Source organism: Pyramidobacter sp. C12-8 (assembly GCF_002007215.1).
In the GTDB taxonomy this organism is placed as follows: domain Bacteria; phylum Synergistota; class Synergistia; order Synergistales; family Dethiosulfovibrionaceae; genus Pyramidobacter.
Genome location: NZ_MUHX01000005.1, coordinates 66484 through 85800 on the forward strand (window position 1 = coordinate 66484; position 19317 = coordinate 85800).

The window sequence follows — 19317 nt, forward strand, 5'->3', positions numbered from 1 at the left end:
GACTCAAAGGCTGATGCTTATCCTTAATCGGAATCGAATGACTTAACAGCGAACTGCTAGCGCCTCGAAGAAGCCCAGTCGCTTGCAGCCTCCAACGAACTATGTTAATGCTTTTTGTCAAAAATCAGTGTGACATATATCGCGTTTCCGGAGGCGTCAGGAACTTCCTGATGCAGAAGTGTGACGTGCGGTAAACGCCGCGGGATGTCACGGCGAGGAGGCGGAAGCCGCCTCAAAAGTTTTTTCCCTTTTTGCCATACCATGATGGCTCGAAAGGGCCGAAACCCTTTGGGACAAAAATATAAATTATAATTTGCATTATGTATTTATAAAAACCTCATCGACAGCGTCACGCAGAATTATAATTCGTTCGAAAAGCTCTGCGCTTTTTCAACCTGTCCGAAGAGGTTTTTATAAATGGCTGAAATTCAGCAAATTCTCGTGCCGGAGTATTTTCCCAAATTCCAGTGCAAGTGCGGCGCCTGCCGCTCGTGCTGCTGCAGTGGCTGGGGCGTTTGCGTGTCCCGGGACGACTACTTCCGCCTGGTGGGAATGAACTGCACGGCCTCGCTGCGCAAGCGTCTGGACCGGGCTTTTTCCGTGCTCCCCGACGCGACGCCCGAGCGTTACGCGGGGCTGAACCACGACTGGCGGGGGCGCTGCTACCTGCAGAGGGAAGACGGGTACTGCGCGCTGCAGCGGGAGCGCGGCGAAGCGGCGATCCCCGGCGTGTGCCGGCTCTATCCGCGCGGTCTGCGCGCCGCCTTCGAAGGGGAATGCGCCTGCGCCAACAGCTGCGAGCGCACTCTGGAGCTGCTTCTGGAGCAGCGGGAGCCGCTGCGCTTTTTGCTCATCGAAAAGCCCGCTTCGCTGCCCGACTTCCGGATCGGAGAGAATCCCGAAGCGGCCCGCCGCGACCGGGAACGGCGCGACCGTTGTCTGGCGATCTTACAAGATCGCCGCCGCTCCGTGCCGCAGCGTCTGATGGATTTGGGCGCGTTGGCCGGGCTTGCGGAGACGAGCCCGGAGCCCGACCGCGCGGAAGCGTTCCGTCTCTGCGCGCTGCTGTTGAGCGAGCTGGCCGGCGGCAGCCTGAGCCTGAGCGGCTATGCCAGCGAAGTTTTCGCCTTGTACGGCGTTCCTTTCGCGGCGGGCTCGTTCAAAGCGGTCTCGGCCGCGGAGCTCGCGCCCGCCGTGGAGAGATACGTCCGCTTCTCGGACGAATTCGCGGCGGATTTTCCCGTCTGGCCGACCTTTGCCGAACATCTGTTGGTGAATCACGTCTTCTTTGCCGGCTTTCCCGGCTCCGCCGCGGCGGAATCGATGAAAAAAGAGCTCGCCGCTTTCTGCGCCGTCTACGCGCTGACGCGCTTCATGACCGTGGGCTGGACGCGGGAACATCGGAGCGCAGAGGCGTTGGTCGACGTCTGCGCCGCCGCGTTCCGCTTCATCGAGCACGGCAGCTTCGCCCGGAACGCGCCCATCGTCCTGCGCGAAGTCCGCGCCCTCTCGCCCGACGGCGTGGCGAAGCTGGCGCTGGGGTAAAAAAATGAAAACGCAAAGGCAGGAAAGGGAGAACGTTCTCCCTTTCCTGCCTTTGCGTTTCGTGAATCGTCCGGTTATTTGGCGATCTTCAGCGCGTGGTTCTTGGCGATCAGGTCGATGAAGACCAGATCCTGATCGTTGTCGTTGCGCAGCGCGTGGCTTTCGCCGGGGCCGGCGATGGTGACGGATTTTGGCCCGACTTCGATCTCCTTGCCGTCGCTGCCGGTGAAAACGCCCGTGCCGGCGATGATGATGTAGGTGTCGTCGTTATCGACGTGCGGATGCATGCCGATGGAAGCCCCCTTCTTCAGGGTCATCCGGCCGATCTCCTTGATGGCCTGATCGTCGGTGGCCTGCTCGCGGCGGAAGGCGAACTTGCCGTAGAGCACGCCCGTGCCCTTGCCTGCGCCGGCCTTCTCGACGTTCTTGTCGAAAAGGTCTTTCAGCTGGAAACATTGACCGGTGGGGTTCTGCGCGATCGCCTCGAGATTGGCGGCGTTGTTCTTGGCGATGATGTCGAGGAAGACGAGGTCTTCCTTGTAAAGGTTGGCGAGGCCGTGAGCCTGTCCCGGGCGGGCCAGCGTCATGTCGCCGGGGCCGACGACCCAGGCGTTGCCGTTGCCGTCGGTGAAAACGCCCTTGCCGGAGATGATCAGGTAGGCGTCCTCGTTGTCCTTGTGGGCGTGCAGGCCGATGTAGGCGCCGGGTTTCAGCGTCATCCAGCCGATCTCCTTGATCGCGTCGTCTTCGAGCGCCTGTTCGCGGCGGAAGGCGAACTCGCCGTGCAGCGTGCCCATGCCGCCGCCGGCTCCTTCCTTGTCGAGGACGAAGAGCTGTTCGGCCGTGTAGCACTGGCCGTGCTTCTGCGGCTTCAGCTCCACGGCGGCGAAGGCCGCGCCGGCGCCCAGCAGCGCGGCAGCGAGACAGATCCCAGTGAGATACTTCTTCATCAAAAACTCCTCCTTTGGAAATAAAGATAGCGTTAAGCATAAAAAGTATATATTTATTTCCCGAAAAACGCAAGATTTATGACGGCGCGGCGTGGAAAACGGCGTTGCCGATCGGATATTTTGATCGACGAAAAGCGTCAATCTCCCCTCCGTTCGATCCTCTGCAGGATCTCTTCCCATGTCTTTGCGGACTGAGCGCCTGAGAGCGTGTATTTTCCGTCGATGACAAATCCGGGCACGTTGCCGTCCATTCCGCAGCGATCGTTCAGCACGGCATTTTCCCGAAGGCGCTCGCCCCACTCCGGAGCTCCCCACGCGACCTCGAGCGCCTGGGGGCCGAGCCCCGCCGTCATGGCCGCTTCTTCGATCACGGCCTCTTCGGAAATGTTTTTTCCCTCTTCCATATAGGCTCTCCAGATCGCGCGCAGAAAATTTTCTCCCTTGCCGATGGATTTCGCGTACTCGGCGGCGAGCAGGGCCTTGTGCGTGTTGGAAAAAACGTCCCTGTCGCGGAAACGGACGCCGTAAGGCGCTCCCATCGCGTTCAGCATGCCGAAGAACTTTTCCGGTTCGGGGACGTGCCAGCTCATGGGCATCCCGCCTTCCGGCGCGTCGGGATGTATTTCCATAAAGAGCAGGGTCACGTCAAGATCGTAACGGCCGCGCAGACTGTCCAAAATCCCTTTGGCCAGGTAACACCATTCGCAAATAACGTCAAGGAACATCGTAACGCGGTGCTTTTTTCCGCTTTCGTTCATGTTTCCCTCCTCGTTGTCGTTTTTTTCGATGCGCAGGAAAGGACTCGCCCTTGTCGAGCCGAAACTGTAAAAATATGGGCGCCGCGCGGCAAATGCCGACCGGCGCCCTTGTTCCTTCCGTCCTCCGTATCCCCTGCCCCTGCATCACTCCTCTTCAAAGAACGCCAGAGTCCGCTCGCGGAAGGGTCTGTAATAATCCCTTTCCACCCAGAGCGCGTGCCCCGCGCCTTTCATGAAATTGCAGGCGGAACCGTTCGGTAGCTTGTCAAGGGCTATTTTGACCCGTCCTTCGTCGACGTACGCGTCTTTGTCCCCGAAATGAAGAAGGACGGGGCACGTGACCGTCTCCGGTTCGATCAGCCATTTGTCCCCTGCAGCCGAGATGTCGCGGTTGCCTCCATTGGGACGTCCGTGACCCGCGTCGTTTTTGAACACCTGTTCGACCCACAGACTCACCAAACCGTGCTCCACCGTCGCATAGTCGACTTCCGTATCCGAGCCGTTCACCCTTTGAAACACGCGCACGCAATACGGATAGGAAAGCGTGGTAAAAGGTTCTTTGACCACGGTCGACGGAAGCGTGCCGCCAAAACAGGGGCCGACCCACGCCATTCTTCGGAACAGTTCGGGACGCATCGCGGAAGCCCGGGCGGAGGTCATGCTTCCCCAAGACCAGCCAAGGACGTTCAGCTTGTCGGCATGCTGGCGCGCGCAGATTTCCCCGGCGACGGCGACAACGTCCTTCGCCGCGTTCTCCGTGTCCACATCGAAACCGTTCTCGTATTTGTCCGACAGCCCATAGCCGCCGTAATCCATGCACCAGACGTTATAACCGTTTCGCGCGAAATAGCGCGCCACGCTGTAATCCTTGTAATCGAGGTCAAATACGTGGTCCGACGACGTCAGCCCATGTACGCAAAGCAGGTTCTTCGCGTCGTAGCTGGCCGGACAGAAGCACCTGTTTACGAAGATCTTCTTGCCGTTGTCTTTTCTCCGTACAAAAACGCTTTCAAACGAGAACTCCATGAATGCCTCCTTTTTCACAATCCGAATTCGTTCGCCGCGACTCCCCGAAGTGCCCGCGCATCGTGAGCCGCGCGCCGTATCCGATGTCTGCGCGGCCCCTCCGGCAATCTGTGCGGACGTCCGCTTTTTCCCATAGAATCTTAGCCACCGCGTTCCACAAACGTACAGACCATTTTCGCGCCCTTTTCGCCCGCCTGCGTGACGGTCCTCATTTCTGCGAGGCGGTACGTTGCGCCTTCGTAGACGTACTCTTTCCCCACGGAATAGACCGCGCGGAAAACGTCGACCACCGGCGGCGGCAAACGGCCAAAATCGTCGAATTCAAGAACCAGGCCGCTGTCGTTTTTCCGCACGGTCCTCGCGGCCAACGAGGGCGCTCGCAGTTTGACGCGCGCGCCGCCCAACATCAGCGCAACGACGGCGACGATGAAAACGATGCAGTTCAGCGCTGTCATAACAGATTCCTCCCCGTTTGTGCCGGCTTAATTGGTTCTACCACTTTATTTGAGAAATAATCACACGCCGTTTCCTGCGTCTTTTTTGCCGATCCGGCCGGCCATCAGGCTGATCGTAAAATAATGCTCGTCGATCGCTGCGATGCCTGCCGCTTTGTCGTTATGGATGAAGCTTTCGAAGAGTTTCGTATGAGCTTCGTGCAGCTGCCGCATGCCCTTTTCGGGCATCGACTCCAGCACCTGCCGCACCCACCGCGAGTACACCTCGGAAATGCTGCTCATGACGATCGAAAGGATCTGGTTATCCGCCATTTTTACCAGAGCGTAATGGAACTCGTTGTCCCTCCGGATCCGCTCTTCCAGCGGCTGTTTCATAAAGTCGTCCAGTATTTCGGAGATCTTGCGCAGCTGGTTGTTTTTGTCGGGGTTGCCGAAAGCCAGATCGAAAACGGCCAATTCCGTGCTCTTGCGGTAGTCCGAAATCTCTTTCATGTCGATCTTCCGCAGCAGGAGCATCACGTCGAGAGCACGCTTGACGCTGCCGGAAATGCTGCCAGAAATGTAATTTCCCGAACCATGGCGGCTTTCGACGACGCCCATGTTCTCGAGAGCGCGTACGCCTTCGCGCACGGAGTTCCGACTGATGCAGAGCTCCGCCGAGATCTGCCGCTCCGAGGGGATCTCGCTCCCGACGACTGCCCTGCCTTCGCGGATCTCGCCGATGATGTAGTCTATGACTTTTTCGAACTCTCGAAGACAGGTCATCTGTTCCTCCCCTGACCAATTTTGGTCCTACCACTTTTCACCCGCACAATACTCCTAAAATACATCACTGTCAAGACGGCTATAAGACGCGGCAAAATTTTTCCGGCGTTAAAACGCAAAAATGACCGCCCGCGCGCTCCCGGGGCCGGTCATTTCCATCACATCACGTTAAAAACAGCGGCGCGCTCCCGTCAGACCAACGGCTGCCGCGGACTGCGGACGTTCAGCATTTCTTCTCCCGCCAATTCTATGAGGTAATAATGTTCGTCGATCGCTTCAAGCCCCGCCGCCTTGTCGTTGTGGAGAAGGCTTTCGTATATTTTCGTATGGGCGTTGTGCAGGCGGCGCATGCCCCGCTCTGGCATCGCGCCGAGCCCCCGCGTCACCCAGCGTCCGTAGATTTCGAAGATCGCGGACATCAGCATCGTCATAACTCCGTTGTCCGTCATTTCGGTCAGCAGATAATGGAACCTCTGATCCAGCCTGATCTGCGTCTCGATATTCTCTTGCGGGAAAGCGCCGAGGACTTCTTTCATCTCCGCCAGCTCGAGCCTTTTGTTCCGATTGCGGAACGCGAGGTCGTAAACTGCCAGCTCCATGCTCTTTCGAAAAGCGCCGACGTCGCGCGGCCCGACGATCCCCAGCATCCGCATGACGTCGAACGTGTGGGTGAAGCCGTTCGATACACTTCCGAATATATAGGGTCCCGACCCGGAACGTTTTTCGACGAGGCAGAGAGTCTCCATCTCGCGAAGGGCCGCGGCGGACTCGTTTTCGGAAACGCCGAGCGCCGCGGCGATCCTGCCGGCGGACGGAAGTTCCTCTCCGACCTTTATCCGCCCGGCGCGCGCCTGCTCGAAAACGTAATCCAGGATCCGCGCAAAGCGCTCTGGAACGTTTCTTTTCATCTCGGCCGCCGTCAGTATCTTCATGTCCCATCCTCCTTTCCGCCTCTTCCGGCGCGGCGCGCAAAAAAGCCGCACGCCGGTCAACGCGCGTGCGGCCCCATAGATTGCGGCTACTTGTTCAGGAAGTCGAGGATCGTCTCCCTGGCCTTCTTGTAGTAATCCTTCTCGAGGTACATGCAGTGGCCGGCGCCGTGCAGGTGAAGAAGCTGAGAACCTTCTGGCAGTTCCTTGGCCGCTTGGTAGACGCGGTCGATATTCACATAGAAATCGCAGTCTCCGGTAACGATCAGAACGGGGCACGGGACTTTCTTGGTTTCGACCGACCATTTGTCGCCGCAGCCGAGAATTTCCCTGTTTCCGCCGTTCGGGCGGCCGTGCTTGCCGTCGATCTTGTAGACATGGTCGCACCAAAGTCCTACGATTTCGGGCTCGACAGTGTCCATGTCGACGTCTTCATCGCTGCCGGGAAGATGCTGGAATACCCGGACGACGTACGGGTACTGCAGGAAAGTAAACGGATCCTTGCACTCGGCGGGAGGGAAAGCGCCGCCCAGGAACGGTCCCATCCAGACGATCTTGCTGATATGGGTACTCTTGTCGAGTTCGGCGGCCTTCGCCGTCGTCATGGTTCCCCAGGACCAGCCGACGACGGGGACCTTCTCGACCTTCTGGAGTTCGCAGATTTTCTCCACAGCGCAGAGGATATCTTTCGCAGCGTTCTCGGTCGTGACGTCGAAACCATTTTCGTATTCTTCCGAACGTCCGTATCCGCCGAGATCAACGCGCCACACCGTGTAGCCGTTTTTCGCAAAATATTCGCAGACGCTGTAATCCTTGTACTTGATGTCAAAAACGTGCTGGGTGTAGGTTAAACCGTGTACGAGCAGTACATTCTTGTCGCCCCAGCTGGCGGGACAGTCAAATTTCGTAAAGTACAGTTTCTTGCCATTGTCTTTCCTTGCCAGATCGATCACTTCGCAATTGTACTTCATAAAACCGTCTCCTTTCAGGTCTTTCGATGAACGCCGGATTCCCGGCGCTCTCTCGTTAAAACCATCATACTATGCGCGCTTTCTGTCCGCATTCTTCACATAACGAAACTGTCTCCATTTTGCGCAGTTGTGAAAAATGCTCATCTTTGGCCGTTTACTCCTCGATAAGCGTGTGCTGTCCGGCTTCCGGTTTTTCTTCCAGCATGTCGAGAGCTTTTTCCAGGCGTTCCTCGCGATATTTGAATTCCTGCTCCTTCGGCAGTTTCGGGTTCCCAAAGACGTGCAGGACGCTGTTGCCCCTGAGGATCCTGTGACTGCCGATCCCCTTGGAAATTTCCGTCAGGTTTGTCACGTGGATGACCGGGATGCCGGCGCGTTCGATCTCTTTCGTCATCACTGCACCGCAGCGCGAGGACGTGCCTCACGTGCTGGTGAGGATGACCGCGTCGACGTTCTGCTTGCGCAGGTCCGCGGCGATCTCGCTGCCGAATTTTTTGCCCATTTCCATCGGCGTCATCACGCCGGCCGTCGTGTAGTACGAATCCAGCAATTCGCCGATCACGCCTTTTTTCTTGAGATCGAGCGCCGCGTCCACGGGGACGAGGCGGTTTGGGTCGTCCAGCACGAAAGCGTTGTTGTAACCCTGGTGGCTGACTTCGTAGTCTTTCGCGTCAAGGCGCGTCACATCACCGATGCTGTATTTGTTGAAGGTCTTGGAGTTGGTCGGCACCATGCTGTCCGGATTGCCCTTGGGCACGAGGCCCCCGTCCGTGACCAGCGCGAGTTTTATCTCTTTCAGCGGTTTATGCAGCACCGGAAGCGGGATCTCCTCGTGATTCGGCATGCGAACTTCCGTCGCGAAGGGGCGGCCGTAATACTTGGCAAGCAGCATATCCACTCCCCTGCTGCTTGCGGGAACGGAATAATCGATCTCCACGGCGGGACCGGAGCCATGATAGCCTTCCTTCTTCCCGTCGCCGATTGGGCTCCTCTCCGCAAGCCGTTTGGCGAACGCGGCCAGCTTGGGAAGCGTTTTCCGCATGTCCGCCGCGCTGTTGTCGGTCTGCAGGATGTAGCAGCGGTCCTTGTAAAGGTCCGTGCCGGGATTTTCGGAGTACAGCGCCGTCACCGCGGGGAGCTTCATCTTCTCCGTCGCGTAGGCGGCCGAAGCGCCGCAGCCGATCCCGTAACGTCCCGCGTTAAAGCCTGGGCCGGCGATGAACAGCTGGGCGCCGTACTTTCGGAGCAGCTTGTCGAATTCGGCGAGGACCTCGTCCGTTTTTTCCGCGATCGTGTTGTCGCCGCAAATAATCGTTGCAACGATCTTATAATCGTCCCCCAGCTCTTTCTGGAGCCCGAGGCCGGGGCCTGCCGGCCCCTCTTTGACGGAGATGCCGACGCTCGCGGTATCTTCCGCCCCCATGCCGGCGAAGAACTGATTGATGTAATGTACTACTCTGATCGGTTCAGACATGTTGATTCCTCCTTTCCCGGTCATTTGGAGTAGGGAAGGTCCGCGTCCGTCGTCACGTAACAGTCGCCGAGCTGCGACCAGATCCCCTGATACGCGAAGTTCGTCGTATGCGTGAACGGGCCTCGCGCGTCCACGCCCAGCAGCGAAGGCACGTTCGTCCCCTCGCCGATCAGGCGCTCCACGCGCGGGTGATGCAGATCGTAGTTCCGGCCGCTGTTGATGACCGCGTCGATCCTTGGGTCGGCGATGACCAGCATGTCGCCCGGCCTGTCGTTGGAAACGGCGCTCAGATTCATCACGCACCGCATGCCCATCTTTTCCTCCCAGTTGAAGGCGAGCGCCTGATCCAGCTGGCAGTGCCCCATACCGGACTTGTTGACGATGACGCAGTCCGCCTTCAGCGTTTCCTTGCAGAGCGTTGCCGTCATCATGCCCATGGTGTCCTTGCCGTCGATTTTCATGACGTTGTTGGAGAAGACCACGCCGGCAAAATCAATATCTTTGCCGTGGCGTTCCATCAGTTCCTTGATGTAGATCTCTTCCTGCAGGAAGTAGTTCGGCTCCCAGTAGCGCCAGATCATCGCTCCGTCCAATATCTCGGTCGGCTGCACGACGATCGGCAGGAAGTTCAGCGCGCTCTGCCCGTACATCAGGAAGTTCCAGGTATCGTGCGAAGCCATGTGGACGACGTGGTACGCGACCCGGGGAAGCGGCTTGCCGTCGGGGCCCGGGCCTACCGGACCGAGCTGGTACGTTTTCGTCTCGTCCGGGGTTTTGCCGATGCCGAGTTTTGCCAGACGGACGTTGAGCGTCAGGGACGCGTATTTCAGCGCTTCCGCATAGCTCAGGTCGCTGACCCCTTCCGCCGGTTCGGCGTCCAGGATCACGTGGAAGTGGCGCGAAAAGTTCGTGTACCTGGCGCACTCTCCGCCCATGTCAAGATAGTATTTGACGTTGCACTTGGCGTAGTAAATGTCGGAAACGACCACGCCCTTGAGCGCCACCGTGCGTCCCTCGCCCACGGGGGCGAGTTTCCCCCAAATGCCGGGATACGACGTCTCGGGCGCGTCCGCTTTGCACCGGGGCTGCATGACGTCGTGGATGCCGAGGATGCGGCAGTTTTCGCCGGGACGGGCAAGTTTGATGTCCAGCTTTCCGAACAGCTCGCTGCCCGCCATATCCAGCAGTTCCTGTTTGTCGATGGTCAGAACGCCGTGATCGAGCGCCGTTCGGTCCCCGAACTTCACGTCTTTAATGTGGATGTAATCAATCTGCAATCTCTTGCTCATTGATTTCCCTCTCCTTTCCGTTTGCATCGTCGCACAATGTTTCGCCGGAACGCTTTCATACGTACATTCTCTATCCGCGCAAAAAAACAGACAATAGGCAAATGACGCCCATGTCTGTTTTCTTTACATATTATTAATCTGTTCAAAAAGCCCCCGACCACGCGCCGTTTAGACGGCGTCCTCGCACAGCCTGCGCAGCGCCGAGCAGACGATCCGCCGGCGGCGGCGGTACTCTTCCGGACGCGAAAGCCCCGCGAAACCGATCGGGCTTCCCACGCTGGCTCCCTTTTCGACGTGCCGAACGCCTGCGTTCCACGCGATCTCCGTAAGGTTCGCGATCTGCGCGGCCGGGATCCCGCGATCTTCCAGCGCCAGTACGATGCAGGCTCCGCACCGCGTGCTGGTCCCGCAGGTCGAAACGACAAGCACGGCGTCGATTGGACAAGCCGACGCGCAGTCGGCGATTTCCCTCCCTATCCGGCGCGCCGTTTCGGACGGCATCATAACGCCTGTCGTCGATAGAAAACGCGGGTATACGCCGCCGATCGTTCCCTCCCGGCTCATCTCCCGCAAAATATCCAGCGGAAGCAGGCGGTTCGGGTCTTCGTCGACGTCGCCGTGGTCGTACCCCTGATGGGACACTTCGTATTTGTCCGCTTCGAACCGCTCCGCCCAGCCGAAGCCATAGGCATGGAACTCTCGCGCGTTGGACGGCGGCAGGCAGTCGGGATTCCCTTTCGGCACCAGCCCCCCGTCCGTGACCATCATGATCCGCGCCGCCGCGAGCGGAACGGAAAGAACCGGCGTCACGTGCTCTTCCGGTACGGGCATTTTCACTTCCGAGCAAAACTTTTCCCCGTAATACTTGGCGAGCAGCATGTCGAGACAGCGTTTGGGCGCCGGCGTATGGTACGCGATGAACGGGATGACGCTATCCCGCGCCTCGCCCGATTCCTCCGTCACAGAATAAATGATTTCCGCCTTGTTCATGACGCCTGTACTCCCCCAATGTTTTTCGTCGCGCCGCTGCGTTTCGATATCTGTTTATTTTCGGACATGATGGCGTACATCTCGCTCTGTACGCGGAATATCTCGCTGACTTGCTCGAAATAACTCCTGTAATTGTCGCGCATCCCTGCATGAACCCAGTCCCGCATCAGCCCCACCAGAGCGTGAGCGTTCATTTTCGCGTAAACGGTGATCTCGTACTCGCTCAGCTTGAACCCGGACGCCGCATACACCATGTCGATGTTGAGTTTCCACAGTTCGAAGAAAAAATCCGTCAGATGCTGGTACAACGAATCCTGACCGTCGTATTGCATGCAGGGGTAGTAAAACTTCTTTCTCCGGTACATAAAACCGCACATGGACACAAACGTTTCGGGGATGCGCATGGGATCGTCGTAATTTTCCACGTTCTTCGCCATGTCGTCGTCCAGGATCCAGTTCATCAGCTCGTACTTGTCCTTGAAGTGATAATAGAATGTATTCCGGCTGATGCCGCAGGCTTCGGTGACGTCCTTTACGGGGATCTTCGAAAACTGCCTCTCCAGGAGAAGACTCTCCAGCGTCGAAGCGATCGCTTCCTTCGTACGTAATAAGATTTACAGACATTTTCCGTCTTCTCCTTCCTGGCCGGTTCGGATCGACGCTGCATATCGTTTCGGCGCGTTTGGATATCGATATTCCCATGGAAATCACATACTTTTAACAATCTATTACATATATTTTATAGCACACTTTTGGTTTAAAAAAAAGGGATTCTCCATTCTCCCACGTTATAATTTGCGCATATCGTGATACTGTACGATTTTTGTGCATTTTTTCGCATGTACGTCGTGGCTGTGTTAAAAATTCATACATTTCCAGAGTCTGTACGGTTCATATTTTTCCGCAAAAACGTACCATAAGGGGCGACGTCGGAACATCCTTTCATCAAATCTCATCGCGGCCTTTATTCCCTGCGCTTCCGGGGGGCACAAGGCGAAAGGAGACTTACCCGCATGTATGCATTGATTGCCGCCGTACCGATCTTGCTCACTATCGTCTTCATGGTCTTTCTGAACTGGTCCGCCAAACGGTCGCTGGTTATTTCATGGCTCGCGGCTTTTGCCGTCGCGTGCTCCGTCTGGGGCATGGGGATCGGAGAAGCCGCCGCCCGAACGGTCGCTGGCTTCCTGGCTTCTTTCGAAACAAGCGCCATCATTTTCGGGGCAATCCTGCTGATGAACGTGCTCAAGCAGTCGGGCGCCATGGCTTCCATCAACGGAATGTTCTCCGGCATCACCGAAGACGCGCGTCTTCAGGCTATCATCGTTGGCTACTGCTTCGCCGGATTTATCGAGGGAGCGGCGGGGTTCGGCACGCCGGCCGCCTTGGGCGCGCCAATTCTGATCAGCCTGGGGTTTCCTCCTCTCGCCGCGGCGGCGATCTGCCTCGTCTGCAACTCGACGCCTGTCAACCCCGGCCCCGTCGGCGTGCCGCTGCTCACGGCTTCCAAAGTCGTTGCGGACGCGGTAAAACATCTCGGCGGCGATCCCGAAAAATTCACGACGGTGCTGACGCGCTGGGTCTGCATCCCGAACATGATCGGCGGTCTGTTTATCATCATGGCCATCGTCTTCATGATGTGTAAGGTGTTCGGGAAGAACCGTTCGTTCAGGGACGCCGTCCCTGCCGTTCCGTTTTGCCTACTCACCGGCGTCGTCGTCGGCTCGATCTACATCGTCATGTCGTTCTTCGCCGCTCCCGAATTGATTTCCATGACGGCTTTCCTCGGCGGCATGATCGTGATGATGTTCTGCGCGAAAAAAGGCGTCTGCGTTCCCAAAAAGGTCTGGACCTTTGACGGCTACAAAGAATGGGGTGAGTTCTCCTGGCAGTCCACCACAGTCGTCACATCCGTTAAGGACAAGGGCATGAAACCGCTTCTGGCCTGGGGGCCCTATATCGTCATCGGCGTTATCCTGGTGCTGACGAGACTGAACGCTTTCGGCCTCAAAACCCTTTTTAACAATGATCCGTTCATCCTGCGCGTCGGGAATATCCTCGGCTTCGAGGAAATCGGCTGGAACTTCAAGTTCCTGTACAACCCCGGCATCATGCCCTTCGTCCTCGTCGCAATCCTGACGGTCCCGCTGCACCGCATGTCGCGGGAAGAGGCCAAAATCGCCGTCGCAGATTCCGTGAAAAACTGGTCCGGCGCGGCCACAGCCTTGCTGTTCGGCGTCGCCATGGTCAACCTGTACCGCTACACGTCGAGCGCGCCAATCGGAGCAGCCATTGCCGGAGTCGCGGCGGACGCGGAGTTTACGTTCAAGAACAGCTCGATGCTCTACGTCATGGCCGACGCACTGGCGAAGCTCTTCCAGGGGACTTACTTCATTATCGCCCCGCTCATCGGCGTTCTCGGAGCGTTCATGTCGGGTTCCTGCACGGTGTCAAACACGCTGTTCGCTTCGTTGCAGTTCGAGACCGCGACCCTCGTCGGCTTGTCCCAGGTCCTCATCGTGGCGCTCCAGACCATGGGCGGCGGCATCGGCAACATGATCTGCGTCAACAACATCGTCGCAGTCTGCGCCACCACTGGCACGAACGGCAACGAAGGCAAGCTGATCCGCACGAACATCTTTCCCTGCCTGATCTATGCCGCCGTCGTCGCAACGGTCGTCGGGCTGCTACTGGCCGCCGGCGTCGATCCGATGCCGGAACTGCTGGCAAAATAACAAGCGCACGGAGCAGGGTTCAAACGGCGCTTTATACTATTTCTCAATTAAAACGCCGAACACAGAATCACTGCGGGGGAGATTCCCAAAGCGAGTTGCGCAGACCGCACAGCGGTCGAGATAGTCCTGAGCGACTGAACTTCCCTGCAGCACCTTGTAAACTATGTAGGCGTTTTTTATCGAGGGACAATATTAACGAAAAAACATGGAAAACGCGCCAAGCCGCGGGCAAAACGTTTTGCCCGCGGCTTGGCGCGTTTTTATCGAAAAAAGCGGACCGGGGGCGCTCCGAGGGGGTGAACGTCTCCCGGTCCTGATGAGGAGGTGGAACCTGTTCCTCTGGACGGCTGATTTTATATGCGTCACATGGCTTGCCGCATGTACTCTTCGATGACGCAGGGGGCCTGCAGGGTCAGGCTTTTTTTCACGTCGAGGATGCGCTGATTGGACGAGCCGCGAAAACGCAGCGAGAGGTCGCGCTTGTCGCGCTCGAAGCGTCCGTCGACGAGCACGTCGATCTGCTCGAGCAGGGCCATGCGGTCCGCCCAGGCCGGATTCTTGCGGTCGGTCAGCTGCTCGAAGGTGAAGCCGGTGAAGGCCCACACGTTCAGTCCGCGCCGGCGCGCCGCGCGGGCCACTTCGGCCAGGGCGCGCGCCTGCAGGAACGGTTCGCCGCCGGAGAGCGTCAGCCCCTGCTGCAAATGCAGCGAATCGAGCTGGGCGATCAGATCGGCCGAATCCATCTCGAAGCCGCCGAAGGGGTTGTGCGTGCAGGGATTGTGGCAGCCCGGGCAGTTGTGAAAGCATCCCTGCGCCCAGATCACCGCCCGCAGCCCCGGCCCGTCGACGATGCTGTCGCGGGTCATCGGACTGGCGAGGCGGATCTTCATTTTCCGCCCGCCTCTTCCTCCGTTTGACACTGATTGTGCTTGACGCGGTCGCGGACCTCGGCGCGTTTGGCGTTGTTGAAGCGGTCCAGCGTTCCCACGAGGTAGCCCGTGATGCGGCGGATGCGCTCGAAGCCGACGGGGCCGTCGCTCTCATGCCGTCCGCAGTGAGGGCACACGTCGCCGGGGATGATGCCCGTGTAGCCGCAGACGGGATCGCGGTCGACGGGGTGATTGACGCTGCCGTAGCCGACTCCTGCCTCTTTCATGGCGCGCACGATGGCTTCGAAGGCTTCGGGATTGTTGGCTCCCAGACCGTCCAGTTCCACGTAGCTGATGTGGCCGCCGTTGGTCAGCGCGTGGTAGGGCGCTTCGCGGGCGATCTTGTCGAAGACGCCGATCTTGTAATAGACGGGCACGTGGAAGGAATTGGTGTAGTACTCGCGGTCGGTGATGCCGGGGATCGCGCCGAACTTTTTGGCGTCGAGGCGGGTGAAACGTCCCGACAATCCCTCCGCCGGCGTGGCGATGAGCGAGAAGTTCAGGTCGTACTGTTCCGAAGCCTGATCCATGCGCTCTCTCATGTGGCGGACGATCTTCAGCCCCAGCTCCTGAGACTCGGCGCTCTCGCCGTGATGCTTGCCCGTCAGGGCCACCAGGCACTCGGCCAGGCCGATAAAACCGACCGTCAGCGTGCCCTGGTGGATCACGTCGCGCAGTTCGTCCTCGTCGTTCATGCCGTCGGAACCTTTCCACACGCCCTGTCCCATCAGGAAGGGAAAGTTCTTGACGCGGCGGCGTCCCTGGATTTCCATGCGTTCCAGCAGCTGGTCGACGACCAGGTCGATCTTGCCGTCGAGATCTTTGAAGAAGGCGTCGAGATCGGTCGCGCCGCCCAGCGCCTGCCCGTGGACGATGCCCAGGCGGGGCAGATTGATGGTGGTGAACGACAGATTGCCGCGGCCGCTCACCGTCGATTCGCCGCAGCGGTTGCCGACCACCCGCGTGCGGCAGCCCATGTAGGTGGCTTCCGTGTCGGGGTCGCCGGGCTTGTAGTATTGGGCGTTGAAGGGCGCGTCGAGGAAGCTGAAATTTGGGAAAAGCCGCTTGGAAGTGACGCGGCACGAAAGCTGAAGCAGGTCGTAGTTGGGGTCGCCGGGATTGTAGTTGACGCCCTCCTTGACCTTGAAGATGAGGATCGGGAAGATCGGCGTCTCGCCGTTGCCCAGTCCCTTTTCGGTCGCCAGCAGCAGGTTGCGCGTGACCATGCGCCCTTCCTCGCTGACGTCGGTGCCGAAGTTGATGCTCGAGAAGGGGACCTGCGCGCCGGCGCGCGAATGCATCGTGTTGAGGTTGTGGATGAAGGCTTCCATGGCCTGATAGGTGCGGTGGTCCGTTTCGGCGAGGGCTTCCTTGCGGGCGAAAGCCTGAAGTTTGCCCAGCTCCGCCTCGCCGGTTTTCAGCGACGCGGCCAAGATGTTCCGCTCGGCCTCGTCCCGTTCGGCGTCGTCCGTCAGGCTGATGGCACGCCCCGTTTCGGTTTCGGCGCGGGCTTCCGCCTCTTTGACGGCGGCCTTCGCGTCGAGGTCGCAAAGCAGTTCCAACGCCTTGGCGAGATTGCTCACGTACAGCTTGCGGAACGTCTTGCGCACGCCGTCGGCGATGCCGTAGTCGAAATACGGGATGCTCTGGCCGCCGTGCTGATCGTTCTGATTGCTCTGGATGGCGATGGCCGCCAGCGCCGCGTAGCTCATCACGTCCTGCGGCTCGCGCAGGAAACCGTGCCCCGTCGAGAAGCCGCCCTTGAACAGCTTGCGGATGTCGATCTGGCAGCAGGTCAGCGTGCCCATGTTGAGGAAGTCCATGTCGTGGATGTGGATGTCGCCCTCGTCGTGCGCCCTGGCGTGGGCGGGATGGATCACGTGCGTCTTGCAGAACTCGCGCGAGACGGCGCTGCCGTATTCCAGCATCGTGCCCATGGCCGTGTTGCCGTTGATGTTGGCGTTTTCGCGCTTCACGTCGGCGGTCTTGGCGTCGGCGAAGGTGATCTCCTCGATGGCCTTCATCAGGCGGGTGTGGGAGTCGCGCACGCGCGTGCGTTCGTTGCGGTAGGTGATGTAGGCCTCGCTGGTGCGGGCGTGCCCGTTTTCGATCAGCACCTTGACCACCATGTCCTGCACGTCCTCGACGCTGGGCGAGCCGGAGGCGTACTTTTCGTTGAGGCGGCGCACGACCTGCGACGTCAGCCCCTCGGCGATGCGGAAATCGGCGGCGGTTCCCTCTTTCTCCGCCACGGCGGAGGCGGCGAGAAAAATAGCGCGGGTGATGCGGTCTTCGTTGAAGGGCGCCAGACGGCCGTCCCTCTTCTTGATGGTCTCGATCACTTGAAAGGCCTCTCTTTCCAAGAGCGAAATGCGGCGCCCGCAGCGGGCGCGCGAAAAACGGGACGAAGCGGACAGGCTTGCCCGGGATTTTTCGCTGCCATCATACACCATAAAAACGATCTCGTAAAGACAAAAACGCTATATATATTGTAGATTTTAACATTAAGACCCTAGATATGGACATGAACGGCGGGACGCAACGTGCGAAACAGGCGGCTAACGGATCTCCGCCGTCTTTTTCTCAAGCGCTTCGTTGCGAAAGTAGAGCAACGTGTCGATCGAAACCATCGTCACGTTCACGACGTAAAGCGCGACCACGCTCCAGTGCGTGGCGCCGTCCAGCAGGCATTTGCCGATTCCGGCCAGATAGCCGACGATGATGACGACGAGAAAAAGCAGACTTTTGCCCCTGCTGCTGCGCGAGGTCCACGACTTGTAGATGGAGATGGGCCAGGCGGCGCCGAAGCAGATCAGCATGGTGATCTCGAGAAGCGATTTCAAAAACATGATTTCAGTCATTCCCTTTCTCTGATTCGTTTTCTTCGGGGCGATAATCCTGCGTCCAGCGCTGCGGATCTTCCGGCGCGAAGCCGTGACGGAAGCCGGGGCGCGCGAAGCTGCGCTCGACGAACGCTTGCAGCGCCGGGCGGAATTTGGGATGCGCGCAGTTTTCGATCAGCGCGCGGGCGCGCTCGTAGGCCGTGAGCCCGCGCAGATCGGCGCAGCCCTGTTCGGTGATGATCACGTGAGGGTCGTGTTCCGTGTGGTCCACGTGCGCCACATGCGGGACGATGCAGGAGATCGTTCCGTTCTTCGCCGTCGACGGCGTGGTGAACACCGAGAGCGCGGCGTTGCGCGCGAAGTCTCCCGAGCCGCCGAGGCCGTTGACGATCTGGCAGCCGCCGATGTGCGTGGAGTTGACGTTGCCCTCGAGGTCGACTTCCAGCGCCGTGTTCACGGCGATGACGCCGAGGCGGCGGATCACTTCCGGCGAGTTGCTGATCTCCACGGGGCGCAGGATGATCTTGTACTTGTACATTTCCAGACTTTTGTAAAAGGCGTCGATGCGCTCGGGCGAGATGGTCAGCGCCGTCCCCGAGGCGAACGAGACGCGTTCCGTCTCGATCAGGTCGAGCACGGAGTCCTGCAGTACTTCCGAATAGATGGAAAGGTTGCGGAATTTGGACTTCTGTAGCCCGCCCAGCACGGCGTTGGCCATGTTGCCGACGCCGGACTGGATCGGCGGCAGCTTGCGCGGCAGCCGGCCGCAGGCCACTTCGTTCTCGAGGAAAGCGACCAGGTAATCGGCCATGATCTGCGATCTCGCATCGGTCTGCGCCAGATGGCGCGTCGAGTCGGGGATGTCGGTGACGACCACGGCGGCGATCTTGTCGGGGCGGCAGCGGATGTAGGGCATGCCGACGCGGTTGTTGGGGCGCACGATCGGGATCGGTTCGGTCTCCTTCATGCGGCGCGGGCTGTACACGTCGTGCATGCCTTCCAGCTTGACGGGCTGGGCCGTGTTGACCTCGACGATCACCTTCTCGGCGTATTCCGCCAGCACGTTGGAACAGCCTACCGACGTGCTGGGGATGATGTTGCCCTCGTCGTCGATGCCGATCGCTTCGATGATGGCCACGTCGATTGTGCCGAAGTAGCCGTTTTTGATCCAGAAGGGCACCTGGCTGAGGTGCATGTCCACGTAGGCGAGGCGGTCGTCGTTGGCCAGCTCGCGCACGCTCTGGTTGGTCTGGTAGGGATAGCGCCGTTCGAGCACGCCGGCGCGCGCCAGCCGCCCGTCGAGCTCGTCGCCGACGGAAGCGCCGGTGATCAGCTTGATGCGGATCTTCTCGCCGCGTTCGGCCCGGCGGGCCAGCGCCATGGGAACGGCCTTGGGATACCCGGCCATGGTGAAGCCGCTCGTGCCGACGGTCATGCCGTCCTTGATCAGCTCGGCGGCCTGCGCCGCCGACATGGTCTTGCTCTCTGCCTCGCGATTGCTGATGCGGTTGTACACGTTTTTTCCTTCCTTTCGGCGCGGCGCCGTCCCATGCGAAAAAAAATTCTTCCGGCATCTCATGCCGAAAGAACGTCCGCTGCCGGGGCCTCGATCAGAAAGAAAGGTCTGAAGCAGCACACACGTTCCGTCGCTCGCGAAA

The 19317-nt window shown here is 59.1% G+C and carries 17 protein-coding genes and 1 pseudogene; 2 read left to right on the forward strand and 16 right to left on the reverse strand.

Annotated features, from left to right (window positions below):
- Positions 1–417: 417 nt before the first annotated feature.
- Complete coding sequence (gene fliB / locus B0D78_RS03030; RefSeq protein WP_078015515.1) at positions 418–1545, forward strand: flagellin lysine-N-methylase; 1128 nt, start codon at positions 418–420, stop codon at positions 1543–1545.
- Positions 1546–1619: 74 nt separating this feature from the next.
- Here fliB and B0D78_RS03035 read toward each other — a convergent pair whose 3' ends face one another.
- From B0D78_RS03035 to B0D78_RS13560, 12 genes and pseudogenes are all read right to left on the reverse strand, one after another.
- Positions 1620–2495, reverse strand: coding sequence for a cupin domain-containing protein (locus B0D78_RS03035; protein ID WP_078015516.1), 876 nt, complete (start codon positions 2493–2495; stop codon positions 1620–1622).
- Between the two features lie 137 nt (positions 2496–2632).
- Complete coding sequence (locus tag B0D78_RS03040) at positions 2633–3253, reverse strand: DsbA family oxidoreductase (protein ID WP_078015517.1); 621 nt, start codon at positions 3251–3253, stop codon at positions 2633–2635.
- Between the two features lie 144 nt (positions 3254–3397).
- Positions 3398–4279 carry an alpha/beta fold hydrolase gene (locus tag B0D78_RS03045; protein ID WP_078015518.1) on the reverse strand — a complete coding sequence of 294 codons (882 nt, stop codon included), beginning with the start codon at positions 4277–4279 and terminating at the stop codon, positions 3398–3400.
- Positions 4280–4419: 140 nt separating this feature from the next.
- Positions 4420–4734, reverse strand: a complete 315-nt coding sequence (locus B0D78_RS03050; protein WP_078015519.1) for a hypothetical protein — start codon at positions 4732–4734, stop codon at positions 4420–4422.
- Between the two features lie 60 nt (positions 4735–4794).
- Positions 4795–5499, reverse strand: a complete 705-nt coding sequence (locus B0D78_RS03055; protein ID WP_078015520.1) for a FadR/GntR family transcriptional regulator — start codon at positions 5497–5499, stop codon at positions 4795–4797.
- A 191-nt stretch (positions 5500–5690) separates the two neighbouring features.
- Positions 5691–6431, reverse strand: a complete 741-nt coding sequence (locus tag B0D78_RS03060) for a FadR/GntR family transcriptional regulator (protein ID WP_078015521.1) — start codon at positions 6429–6431, stop codon at positions 5691–5693.
- Between the two features lie 86 nt (positions 6432–6517).
- A complete protein-coding gene (locus tag B0D78_RS03065; RefSeq protein ID WP_078015522.1) occupies positions 6518–7399 on the reverse strand; it encodes an alpha/beta hydrolase in 882 nt (293 codons plus the stop codon).
- A 154-nt stretch (positions 7400–7553) separates the two neighbouring features.
- Positions 7554–8897, reverse strand: a complete 1344-nt coding sequence (locus B0D78_RS03075) for a glycine/betaine/sarcosine/D-proline family reductase selenoprotein B (protein ID WP_317539806.1) — start codon at positions 8895–8897, stop codon at positions 7554–7556.
- Positions 8894–10162 (reverse strand): glycine/sarcosine/betaine reductase component B subunit, encoded by a 1269-nt coding sequence (locus tag B0D78_RS03080; protein ID WP_078015524.1) that lies wholly within the window; start codon positions 10160–10162, stop codon positions 8894–8896. Before B0D78_RS03080 ends, B0D78_RS03075 begins: the two co-directional genes overlap by 4 nt.
- Positions 10163–10330: 168 nt before the next feature.
- The gene (locus B0D78_RS03085) at positions 10331–11152 is read right to left on the reverse strand and encodes a glycine/betaine/sarcosine/D-proline family reductase selenoprotein B (RefSeq protein WP_078015525.1); all 822 of its coding nucleotides are present in this window, start codon (positions 11150–11152) and stop codon (positions 10331–10333) included.
- On the reverse strand, positions 11149–11613 hold the full coding sequence (locus B0D78_RS03090) for a TetR-like C-terminal domain-containing protein (protein WP_205948254.1): 465 nt from the start codon (positions 11611–11613) through the stop codon (positions 11149–11151). The genes B0D78_RS03085 and B0D78_RS03090 overlap by 4 nt, the downstream gene beginning before the upstream one ends.
- Before the next feature lie 9 nt (positions 11614–11622).
- Positions 11623–11766, reverse strand: a pseudogene (locus B0D78_RS13560) (TetR family transcriptional regulator); the annotation flags it as partial.
- A gap of 399 nt (positions 11767–12165) precedes the next feature.
- On the opposite strand from B0D78_RS13560, the gene B0D78_RS03095 reads away from it, so the two are divergent.
- Positions 12166–13887, forward strand: coding sequence for an L-lactate permease (locus B0D78_RS03095; protein WP_078015527.1), 1722 nt, complete (start codon positions 12166–12168; stop codon positions 13885–13887).
- Positions 13888–14249: 362 nt separating this feature from the next.
- Here the strand turns inward: B0D78_RS03095 and nrdG are convergent, their stop codons facing one another.
- From nrdG to B0D78_RS03115, 4 genes are all read right to left on the reverse strand, one after another.
- The gene (nrdG, locus tag B0D78_RS03100) at positions 14250–14777 is read right to left on the reverse strand and encodes an anaerobic ribonucleoside-triphosphate reductase activating protein (protein WP_078015528.1); all 528 of its coding nucleotides are present in this window, start codon (positions 14775–14777) and stop codon (positions 14250–14252) included.
- Positions 14774–17158: an anaerobic ribonucleoside triphosphate reductase gene (locus B0D78_RS03105; protein ID WP_078015570.1), complete on the reverse strand. Its 2385-nt coding sequence runs from the start codon at positions 17156–17158 to the stop codon at positions 14774–14776. The genes nrdG and B0D78_RS03105 overlap by 4 nt, the downstream gene beginning before the upstream one ends.
- A gap of 216 nt (positions 17159–17374) precedes the next feature.
- Positions 17375–17677 carry a hypothetical protein gene (locus B0D78_RS03110; protein ID WP_199674710.1) on the reverse strand — a complete coding sequence of 101 codons (303 nt, stop codon included), beginning with the start codon at positions 17675–17677 and terminating at the stop codon, positions 17375–17377.
- Complete coding sequence (locus tag B0D78_RS03115; protein WP_233543477.1) at positions 17670–19175, reverse strand: succinate CoA transferase; 1506 nt, start codon at positions 19173–19175, stop codon at positions 17670–17672. The genes B0D78_RS03110 and B0D78_RS03115 overlap by 8 nt, the downstream gene beginning before the upstream one ends.
- Positions 19176–19317 lie beyond the last annotated feature (142 nt).

What these genes read in the sequence shown, in the direction of transcription:
- B0D78_RS03095 (WP_078015527.1), top strand. Translation starts at nt 12,166, where the DNA reads ATGTATGCATTGATTGCCGCCGTACCGATCTTGCTCACTATCGTCTTC.
- B0D78_RS03045 (WP_078015518.1), bottom strand. Translation starts at nt 4,279, where the DNA reads ATGGAGTTCTCGTTTGAAAGCGTTTTTGTACGGAGAAAAGACAACGGC.
- B0D78_RS03035 (WP_078015516.1), bottom strand. Translation starts at nt 2,495, where the DNA reads ATGAAGAAGTATCTCACTGGGATCTGTCTCGCTGCCGCGCTGCTGGGC.
- B0D78_RS03050 (WP_078015519.1), bottom strand. Translation starts at nt 4,734, where the DNA reads ATGACAGCGCTGAACTGCATCGTTTTCATCGTCGCCGTCGTTGCGCTG.
- B0D78_RS03110 (WP_199674710.1), bottom strand. Translation starts at nt 17,677, where the DNA reads ATGACTGAAATCATGTTTTTGAAATCGCTTCTCGAGATCACCATGCTG.
- B0D78_RS03065 (WP_078015522.1), bottom strand. Translation starts at nt 7,399, where the DNA reads ATGAAGTACAATTGCGAAGTGATCGATCTGGCAAGGAAAGACAATGGC.
- B0D78_RS03040 (WP_078015517.1), bottom strand. Translation starts at nt 3,253, where the DNA reads ATGAACGAAAGCGGAAAAAAGCACCGCGTTACGATGTTCCTTGACGTT.
- B0D78_RS03085 (WP_078015525.1), bottom strand. Translation starts at nt 11,152, where the DNA reads ATGAACAAGGCGGAAATCATTTATTCTGTGACGGAGGAATCGGGCGAG.
- B0D78_RS03090 (WP_205948254.1), bottom strand. Translation starts at nt 11,613, where the DNA reads ATGAACTGGATCCTGGACGACGACATGGCGAAGAACGTGGAAAATTAC.
- B0D78_RS03060 (WP_078015521.1), bottom strand. Translation starts at nt 6,431, where the DNA reads ATGAAGATACTGACGGCGGCCGAGATGAAAAGAAACGTTCCAGAGCGC.
- B0D78_RS03080 (WP_078015524.1), bottom strand. Translation starts at nt 10,162, where the DNA reads ATGAGCAAGAGATTGCAGATTGATTACATCCACATTAAAGACGTGAAG.
- B0D78_RS03055 (WP_078015520.1), bottom strand. Translation starts at nt 5,499, where the DNA reads ATGACCTGTCTTCGAGAGTTCGAAAAAGTCATAGACTACATCATCGGC.
- fliB (WP_078015515.1), top strand. Translation starts at nt 418, where the DNA reads ATGGCTGAAATTCAGCAAATTCTCGTGCCGGAGTATTTTCCCAAATTC.
- nrdG (WP_078015528.1), bottom strand. Translation starts at nt 14,777, where the DNA reads ATGAAGATCCGCCTCGCCAGTCCGATGACCCGCGACAGCATCGTCGAC.